Origin of the sequence: Rhodopseudomonas sp. (assembly GCF_048594845.1) — a bacterium.
Classification (GTDB): Bacteria; Pseudomonadota; Alphaproteobacteria; order Rhizobiales; family Xanthobacteraceae; genus Rhodopseudomonas.
Window position 1 is genome coordinate 1 of the sequence record NZ_JBMDXE010000086.1, and the last position, 9,674, is coordinate 9,674.

Consider the following 9,674-nt stretch of genomic DNA (forward strand, 5'->3'; position numbering starts at 1 on the left):
ACCTCTGCCGAACGAAAAAGGGCGGCCCGGAGGCCGCCCTATGATCGTTGTTGCGTATCGCCGCGTCGATCCTTACGCCGCGGCCTTGACCGGGACGACTTCGAAGCGGTCGGCGTTCATCACCTTGGTCCAGGCGGCGACGAAGTCCTTGGCGAACTTCTCCTGGACGTCGGACTGGCCGGAGACTTCGGCGAGCGCGCGCAGTTGCGAGTGCGAGCCGAAGATCAGGTCGACGCGGGTGCCGGTCCAGCGCAGTTCGTTGGTCTTGCGATCGCGGCCTTCGTAGACGCCGTCGGTGGTCTTCGACGGCGACCACACGGTCTTCATGTCGAGCAGGTTGACGAAGAAGTCGTTGGTGAGCTTCTCCGGCCGCTCGGTGAACACGCCGTGGGTGGTGTGGCCGACATTGCCGCCGAGCACGCGCAGCCCGCCGAGCAGCACCGTCATTTCCGGCGCGGTGAGGTTGAGCAGCGCCGCACGATCCACCAGCGCTTCTTCCGGCTTCATGAACTGATGCCGATTGGCGTTGATGTAGTTGCGGAAGCCGTCCTGGCGAGGCTCGAGCACCGCGAAGGATTCGGCGTCGGTCTGCTCCGCGGACGCATCCATGCGGCCCGGGGTGAACGGCACCGTCACGGTGACACCGGCATCCTTGGCGGCCTTCTCGACCGCGGCCGAACCGCCGAGCACGATCAGGTCGGCGAGCGAGACCTTCTTGCCGTCCTTCTGCGATCCGTTGAACTCCTTCTGGATCGCTTCGAGCTTGCTCAGCACCTGAGCCAGATCGGCCGGCTGATTGACCTCCCAATCCTTCTGCGGAGCAAGGCGGATGCGCGCGCCGTTGGCGCCGCCGCGCTTGTCGGAGTGCCGATAGGTCGATGCCGAGGCCCAGGCGGTCGACACCAGCTGCGAGATCGACAGACCGGAGCCGAGGATCTTCGCCTTCAGATCGGCGATGTCCTTGTCGCTGACCAGCTCGTGGTCCACGGCCGGGATCGGATCCTGCCAGATCAGATCTTCCTTCGGCACCAGCTTGCCGCGATAGCGGACCTTCGGGCCCATGTCGCGGTGGGTCAGCTTGAACCAGGCGCGGGCGAAGGCGTCGGCGAACTGATCCGGGTTCTCGAGGAAGCGGCGCGAGATCTTCTCGTAGGCCGGGTCGAAGCGCAGCGACAGGTCGGTCGTCAGCATCGTCGGGACGCGCTTCTTGTTCGGATCGAACGGATCCGGCACGTCGGCCGCGGCGCCCTTGGCGCGCCACTGCTGCGCACCGGCCGGGCTCTTCTCCAGCTCCCATTCGAACTTGAACAGGTTCTCGAAGAAGTGGTTGCTCCACTTCGTCGGGGTCTGGGTCCAGATTACTTCCGGCCCGCCCGTGATGGTGTCGGCGCCGAAGCCGGTGCCGTGCGTGCTCTTCCAGCCGAGGCCCTGGTCCTCGATCGCGCCGCCTTCCGGCTCCGCGCCGATGAACGACGGATCACCGGCGCCGTGGGTCTTGCCGAAGGTGTGGCCGCCGGCGATCAGCGCGACCGTTTCCTCGTCGTTCATCGCCATGCGGCGGAACGTCTCGCGGATGTCCTTCGCCGCGGCGACCGGGTCGGGATTGCCGTTCGGGCCTTCCGGGTTGACGGAGATGAGGCCCATCTGCACGGCGCCGAGCGGATCCGACAGCTGGCGTTCGCCCGAATAGCGCTCGTCGCCGAGCCAGGTGCCTTCCGGACCCCAGAACAGCTCTTCCGGCTCCCAGACGTCGTCACGGCCGCCGGCGAAGCCGAAGGTCTTGAAGCCCATCGATTCCAGCGCGACGTTGCCGGTGAGGATGAACAGGTCGGCCCAGGACAGCTTGTTGCCGTACTTCTGCTTGATCGGCCACAGCAGGCGGCGGGCCTTGTCGAGGTTGGCGTTGTCCGGCCACGAGTTCAGCGGCGCGAAGCGCTGCTGTCCGGCGCCGGCGCCGCCGCGGCCGTCGGTGATGCGATAGGTGCCGGCCGAGTGCCAGGCCATGCGGATGAACAGGCCGCCGTAGTGACCGAAGTCAGCCGGCCACCACTCCTGCGAATCGGTCATCAACGCGGTCAGATCCTTGATCACCGCGTCGAGATCGAGGCTCTCGAATTCCTTCTTGTAGTCGAAGCCCTTGCTCATCGGGTCCGACAGCGACGAGTTGCGGTGGAGCATGCTGAGGTCGAGCATCTCCGGCCACCACTGCGAATTCTTGTTGCCGCGCGAGCCGCCGCCGCCACCATGGGGAAACGGGCATTTGCCCTTGTCGTCGGTCTTTGCGTCCATGATCTCTCTCCGTCCTCGCCTGCCAGTGTGTTCGCGTCGTTCGAACGTATGATGACAGTGTGCTTGCCTGGTCGAGAACGCCGCGGACGCGGGGGATTCGTCCGCGGCATCTCGTCTTGGGGTGATGCGGTTGGTTGGCCGATGCTGCCCGCGCGCGTGCGGGCCCGGCACGCGCAGACTGGAGCAGTTCTACGATCAGGTCCAGTCGAATTGATTTTGGCTACCGATCAGATTATCTGATCGGCCATGGTGACGCTCCGCCAGCTCCGGTATTTGTCCGCCCTCGCCCGCCACGGCCATTTCGGCCGCGCGGCGGACGCTTGCGCGGTGACCCAGCCTGCCCTGTCGATGCAGATCGCCGAGCTGGAGCGGACGCTCGGCGTCAAGGTGGTCGAACGCCGGCCCGGCGAGGTGTTCCTCACCGAGATCGGCCGCGAAATCGCCCGCCGCGGCGAGGAATTGCTGAGCGGCGCCCGCGACCTGGTGGATTTCGCCCGCCACCGCGCACAGCCGCTGACCGGACGACTGACGCTCGGCGTGATCCCGTCGCTGGCGCCGTATCTGCTGCCGAAGGTGCTGCCGCTGCTGCAGCGGCGCTATCCGGAGCTGCGGCTGGAGCTGCGCGAAAGCCAGACGCGACAACTGGTCGCCGACGTCGGCAGCGGCGCGCTCGACGCCGCGCTGCTGGCGCTGCCGGTCGGCATCCGCGATCTCGAGACCATCGCGCTGTTCGACGACGAATTCCTGCTCGCGGTGCCGGCCGACGATCCGCGGCCGGAGACCGCCACGGTGGCGGTCGACGAGATCGACCAGTCGCGGCTGATCCTGCTCGAGGACGGCCACTGCCTGCGCGACCAGGCGCTGGCGTTCTGCGCCACCGCCCGCAACCGCGCCATCAACATCAGCGGCGCCGGCACCGCGACGTTCGGCGCCTCGAGCCTGACCACGGTGATCCAGATGGTGGCCGGCGGCTACGGCGTGACGCTGATCCCGCAGATCGCCGCCGACGTCGAGCGCCGCGACAACCGCGTCAAATTCCTGCGGATGCGACGGCCGCAGCCGGGCCGCACGATCGGCCTGGTGTTCCGCAAGACTTCACCGCGCCGGCACGATTTCGACGTGCTCGGCGAAGTGGTGCAGCACGGCGTGAACCGGGACCCGGCCCAACAGGCCGCGCCGGCCTAAGCACTACGCTCTTCGTTCAGCAGCGGACGGTGCTGCGAGCTCAGCGCAGCAGCGAGGTGGCGCGCTGCATGCTGGCGGCGATTTCGGCGGTGGCGGCGCTCTGCTCCTCGGCAGTTGATGCCGTCGATGCGACGAACTCGTTGACGCCATCGATCGCCTGCTTGATGGCACTGAGCGCGCCGACCACATCGCCGGCGATGCCGTTGAGATTGTCGATCTGGCCGACGATCTGATCGGTGGCGTTGCGCGCCTGGGTGGCCAGCGTCTTCACCTCCTGGGCCACCACCGCAAAGCCGCGGCCGGCCTCGCCGGCGCGTGCCGATTCGATCGTGGCGTTGAGCGCCAGCAGATTGATCTGGCCGGTGATCGCGCCGATGATTTCGGCGATGCCGCTCATCGCCTTGGCGGCTTCGTCGAGACGCTTGGCCTGGCTGTCCGCGACCTCGACCTCGCTGACGGCACGATGCGTGCTCTCGCGCGAGCGGTTGGTCGCTTCGGCGATCATCTGCACCGTGCTGCTCAGTTCCTCGGTACTCTCCGCCGACCGCAGCAGCATGCCGCGCGCTTCCTCGTTGGCGATGCGGCGCTGCACTTGCGGCGTGACGTCGGACGCGTACTTCACCACCTTGTAGGGCTTGCCGTCGAGATCGAGGATCGGATTGTAGGACGCCTGAATCCAGACCTCGCGGCCGTCCTTGGCGATACGCCGATACTCGCCCGACTGATACTCACCGTTGGCCAGCCGCTCCCAGAACTCGCGATAGGCCGCCGTGTTGCGATCGGCCGGATCCATGAACATGCTGTGGTGATGGCCCTTGATCTCGGCCAGCGCGTAACCGGTCGCCTTCAGGAAGTTCTCGTTGGCGTCGAGGATGGTGCCGTCGGTCTTGAACTCGATCACCGCCTGCGACTTGCGGATCGCCGCGATCTGGCCGGCGCTGTCGGCGGCGGCGAGCTTCTGCGCGGTGACGTTGGTGGCGAACTTCACCACCTTGAAGGGCTTGCCGTGCGCGTCCAGGATCGGATTGTAGGACGCCAGGATCCAGACCTCGCGGCCGCCCTTGCCGATCCGCTTGAACTCGTCGAGGAAGTACTCGCCGCGATTGAGCCGGGCCCAGAATTCCTTGTAGCGGGAGCTCTCCTGCTCCTTCGCTGCGATGAACATGCTGTGGTGATGGCCGACGATCTCGCCCAGCGAATAGCCCAGCGCCGCGAGGAAATTCTCGTTGGCGGTGAGGATGGTGCCGTCCATGGCGAATTCGATCACCGCCTGGGCCCGGCTGATCGCCGCCATCTTGCCGGCGTCTTCGAGGCTGTGGGTCTTGGTCGCCGTGATGTCCGTGGCGATCTTCAGCACGCCGACCGGTGTGCCCCGGCGGTTGAAGATCGGATTGTAGGTCGCCTGAATCCAGACCTCGCGGCCGTCCTTGGCGAAGCGCAGATACTCGCCGCTGAGATACTCGCCCCGCCGCAGCGCCAGCCAGAAATCCTGATAGGCGGAGCTTTCGCGCTCGACCGGATCGACGAACATCCGGTGGTGCTGGCCGATCAGTTCGTCGGCCGAATAGCCGAAGGCGGAGAGGAAATTCTGATTGGCGCGGCGGATGATGCCGCCGACGTCGAATTCAATGACGGCCTGGGAGCGGTCGACCGCAGCCAGCATCGCCGCCGCGCGCTCCTGATCGGCGCTTCGGGAAAACGGAAACATGGAACGGCGGGCCTCCAGACCATCGGCGGGGCGCCGCGAACGCATGTCCGACCGCGGCCTGCAATGCCTTGAGGGTGAGGCCAGATGATTAAAAATCGCCTATTTCGACACCTCGTGAGACTACGCAACCGTAAGTACGTGGAACTACGTGAGAGAAGACGCGGTGACACGATGTCAGGAGACGCGGCGAGTCGGCCGGCGTCACCCGGCGCTCGCTTGCTCACCGCGAGACCGCAGGCTCAGCGCGCCACGATCGCGGCGGCTTCGTTGGCGGCGCGCTGCATGCTGTTCGACATTTCGCCCGTCACCGTGCTCTGCTCTTCCACCGCCGCGGCGGTCGACGAGACGTATTCGCTGACGTTCTGGATCGCGGTCTTGATCTTGCCGAGCGCGGCGACGACGTCGCCCGAGATGGAGTTGAGGTTCTCGATTTCGTTGCCGATCTTGTCGGTGGCCTGCTTGGCCTGGTTGGCGAGATTCTTGACCTCCGCCGCCACCACCGCAAAGCCGCGGCCGGCCTCGCCCGCCCGCGCCGACTCGATCGTGGCGTTCAGCGCCAGCAGGTTGATCTGCCCGGTGATATGGCCGATCAGTTCGACGATGCCGCTCATCGCCTGCGCCGCATCGTTGAGCCGGTTGGCCTGATCGTCGGCGGCATCGACCTCGCCGACCGCGCTGCTGGCGGTCTGCCGCGACTTGGTCATCGCTTCGGAAATCTCCCGCACCGAGGCGTTGAGTTCCTCGGCGCCGGCCGCAACCGAATCCATCATGGCGCGAACGCGCTCGTTGCCCATCCGGATCAGCACCTGACGGGTGACGTCGGTGGCGTACTTCACCACCTTGAACGGGTGGCCGTTGAGATCGAGGATCGGATTGTAGGACGCTTGAATCCAGACTTCCTTGCCGCCCTTGCCGATCCGCTTGTATTCGGCCGCCTGATACTCGCCGCGCCGCAGCGCGTCCCAGAACGCCCGATATTCGGCGCCGTCGCGCTCGGCCGGATCGACGAACATGCTGTGCGGCCGGCCTTTGATCTCGGCCAGCGAATAGCCCAGCGTGTGCAGGAAATTTTCGTTGGCGGCCAGAACGGTGCCGTCCATCGAGAATTCGATCACCGCCTGCGACTTGCCGATCGCCGCGATCTGGCCGGCCAGATCGGCATTGGCGAGCTTCTGCTGGGTGACGTCGGTGGCGAACTTCACCACGCTGATCGGCTTGCCGTTCTCGTCGAGGATCGGATTGTAGGAGGCGAGAATCCAGACCTCGCGGCCGCCCTTGCCGATCCGCTTGTACTCCGCCGCCAGATAGTCGCCGCGATTCAGCGTCGCCCAGAACTCGCGATAAGCGGCGCTGTCGCGATAGGCCGGCTCGACGAACATGCTGTGGTGCTTGCCCTTGATCTCGGCGAGCGTGTAGCCCATCGCGTCGAGGAAGTTCTGGTTGGCGTCGACGATGGTGCCGTCGACGCTGAACTCGATCACCGCCTGGGCGCGGCTGATCGCATGGATCTTGCCGGCGTCGGCGAGGCTCTGCCGCTTCGCCGCGGTGATATTGGCGGCGAACTTGACGATGCCGAGCGGCTTGCCATCCTTGTCGAGCACCGGATTGTAGGAGGCCTGGATCCAGACTTCCTCGCCGCCCTTGGCGATCCGCTTGAACTCACCCGCCTGGAACTTGCCGGCCTTCAGGTCGGCCCAGAACGCCGCATAGGCCGGACTGCGGGTCTGCGTCGGCTCGACGAACATGCTGTGATGCTTGCCCTTGATCTCATCGAGCTTGTAGCCGAGCACGTTGAGGAAGTTGTCGTTCGCGTTGAGAACCTTGCCGTCGAGATCGAACTCGATCATCGCCTGCGAACGGTTGATCGCCTCGAGGATGGCGGACGACGACAGGCTGGCGGTGGTGCGCCGGAAGGAAAACATGCGAACTGCCTTTGCTCGGGATCAGCATCTGGGTGCGTCCCGGAGTCAGCAAGCGATGCGCAGTCCCACGGGGTTATGTGCAGTGTCGTGCATTCGATCTAAACTTTCCCTAATCCCCACCTCGTCGGCCTCACTCAAGTAACGCACTGCGCGTTCATCAACTAACTGCCGATCCGCCCTGGAAAGTTCCATTTAGCCCGCGACGCGCGAATTGCATGTCGCCTGCGGCGGCAAGTTGTTGCCGCGGCGCAGCCGAATCACGATCGATGCGCGTCGGAACCGAAGTGATCAGTCCGCCCTGCCGGGGAGGGCCGACGGATGACAGATAATGCGATGTGACGCAGCGCCGCGGAGCGACCGCGGTCAGAAATGATAGGCCAGCGTGAGCGAGCCGTAGTCCGAAAAGGCGCGCGCCTGCGTGGTGTATTCGCGCGAGCGGTGGATCCAGGTCAGCGACGCCAGAAAGCCGTCCTGATTGAAGATATCGGCGCCGGCGACGAGGTCGTACACGAACGACTCGCGCGTCACGTGCGGGCTGTCGGCGAAGGTGCTGCCGTCGAGAAAGATGTTGCGGGCGACGCCGCGACCCTGCACGCCGGCGAACAGCGAGAAGCCCCAGAACGGCGCGGACGGATCGGGACTGACGAAATTGGCGCCGGACAGACCGGGGCGGATCAGCGTCGGTCCCCACGTCGTCGACAGCGCGCGGCCGACCCGCACCACTGCGCCGGCCTCGCCATAGGTGAAGACGTTGCCGGCGGTGACGCCGAGCGACGGAATGATGTCGGCGCCGAAGCCGTTGCCGAACTCCGTCGCGAACTTCCAGCGGCGCTCCCACGCCAGCACGATGCCGGGCTCGTTGCGCAGTTCGTAGCCGTTGATCACCGGCGTCGACTGGCCGAGCATGCTGTGGAAGCTCGACTGCACCGCCTGCGCCAGCGAGGCGTTGCCGCCGACCGCGCCGACCTGCAACTCGAACGAATCGAGCTGGCGGCGGCCGGTCTCCTGCGCGACGTTGAAGCCGGTGTAGAGCCAGCCGCCGAACGGGCGATCGACGCCGGGCGTGTAGACGCCGCGCGTATCACGATCGGGCGTGTAGATGTTCTGCGCCAGCGCGATCCATTCGAACTGCTGCCGCACCGCACCACCCGGCGCGCCATACGTCAGCAGCGCCGGACGCACCAGATCGAACGCCTGACCGGCGAGCAGATCGCGCGAGAAATTATCGAACACGAAGGAGAGACGAAAACCGGACGTGTAGTCGCGGTCGGTGTTGGCGAGGGCATCGTTCTCACCGATCAGCACGGCGCGCTGCGCGGACGCGCCGCTTGATAGCAGCGCCATGAGGGCAGCCGCGGCAATTCCTGCAATCCAACGGCGCATGACGATGATCTCGAGACGACCCCTAAAGTATCGGGGTGCGGCTCACGCTTGGCAAGCTCGGTTTCGCGGCACACGCGCGCTAATTGCTGTGCGCCCGCGCTGCGTGTCGAGAGGGACACAGCCGCCGCTCGGCGAACCATGACGGAACTCGCCGCTGCAACGAAAAGAGGCAGCCCGGAGGCCGCCTCTCGAAACGTGTGACGATCAGTTGCCTGCCTGGCCACAGCCGTAGCCGCAGCCTTGGCCGCAACCCGGGCGGGTTACTCGCCGGCGGCCTGCGCCGGGGCTTCGCCTTCGGCCTTCTGCTTGGCCTCGAGGTCTTCGCCGGTCGTCTGGTCGACCACCTTCATCGACAGCCGGGTCTTGCCGCGGTCGTCAAAGCCGAGCAGCTTGACCTTGACCTTGTCGCCTTCCTTGACGACGTCGGAGGTCTTCTGCACGCGGCCGGCAGCGAGCTGGCTGATGTGCACCAGACCGTCCTTGGCGCCGAAGAAGTTCACGAAGGCGCCGAACTCCATCACCTTCACGACGGTGCCTTCGTAGATCTCGCCGACTTCCGGATCGGAGGCGATCGACTTGATCCACTTGATGGCGGCCTTGATCGATTCGCCGTCCGAGGAGGCGACCTTGACGGTGCCGTCGTCCTCGATGTTGACCTTGGCGCCGGTCTTTTCGACGATCTCGCGGATCACCTTGCCGCCGGTGCCGATCACTTCGCGGATCTTGTCGGTCGGGATCTTGAAGGTCTCGATCCGCGGCGCGTGTTCGCCGAGCTCGGCGCGAGCGCGGTCGAGCGCCTTGGACATCTCACCCAGGATGTGGATGCGGCCGTCCTTGGCCTGGCCGAGCGCCACCTTCATGATCTCTTCGGTGATGCCGGCGATCTTGATGTCCATCTGCAGCGAGGTGATGCCCTGCTCGGTGCCGGCCACCTTGAAGTCCATGTCGCCGAGGTGATCCTCGTCGCCGAGGATGTCGGACAGCACGGCGAAGCGCTCGCCTTCCAGGATCAGGCCCATCGCGATGCCCGCGGTCGGCCGCTTCAGCGGCACGCCCGCATCCATCAGCGCCAGCGAGGCGCCGCACACCGACGCCATCGAGGACGAGCCGTTCGACTCGGTGATCTCGGAGACGACGCGGATGGTGTAGGGGAACTCGTGATGCGGCGGCAGCACCGGATGGATCGC

Annotated in this window: 6 protein-coding genes; 1 reads left to right on the forward strand and 5 read right to left on the reverse strand. The window is 65.8% G+C overall.

The genetic code is table 11. The features are described from left to right. Window positions 1-72 precede the first annotated feature (72 nt). Window positions 73-2,289: a catalase/peroxidase HPI gene (katG, locus tag ACOJTD_RS05305; protein ID WP_420131887.1), complete on the reverse strand. Its 2,217-nt coding sequence runs from the start codon at window positions 2,287-2,289 to the stop codon at window positions 73-75. 246 nt (window positions 2,290-2,535) lie between these two features. Between katG and ACOJTD_RS05310 the strand changes: the two genes are divergently transcribed. Continuing rightward, window positions 2,536-3,474 carry a LysR substrate-binding domain-containing protein gene (locus ACOJTD_RS05310; protein ID WP_420131888.1) on the forward strand — a complete coding sequence of 313 codons (939 nt, stop codon included), beginning with the start codon at window positions 2,536-2,538 and terminating at the stop codon, window positions 3,472-3,474. A 40-nt stretch (window positions 3,475-3,514) separates the two neighbouring features. Here ACOJTD_RS05310 and ACOJTD_RS05315 read toward each other — a convergent pair whose 3' ends face one another. The 4 genes from ACOJTD_RS05315 to ACOJTD_RS05330 form a co-directional block, all read right to left on the reverse strand. Further along, on the reverse strand, window positions 3,515-5,182 hold the full coding sequence (locus ACOJTD_RS05315; RefSeq protein WP_420131889.1) for a PAS domain S-box protein: 1,668 nt from the start codon (window positions 5,180-5,182) through the stop codon (window positions 3,515-3,517). Window positions 5,183-5,421: 239 nt separating this feature from the next. Continuing rightward, window positions 5,422-7,104, reverse strand: coding sequence for a methyl-accepting chemotaxis protein (locus tag ACOJTD_RS05320; RefSeq protein ID WP_420131890.1), 1,683 nt, complete (start codon window positions 7,102-7,104; stop codon window positions 5,422-5,424). Window positions 7,105-7,467: 363 nt separating this feature from the next. Further along, entirely contained in the window at window positions 7,468-8,448 is a 981-nt protein-coding gene (locus tag ACOJTD_RS05325; protein WP_420131891.1) for a lipid A deacylase LpxR family protein, read from the reverse strand. A gap of 299 nt (window positions 8,449-8,747) precedes the next feature. Next, the coding region (locus ACOJTD_RS05330) for a S1 RNA-binding domain-containing protein (RefSeq protein WP_420131892.1) at window positions 8,748-9,674 on the reverse strand (927 nt) is incomplete at its 5' end.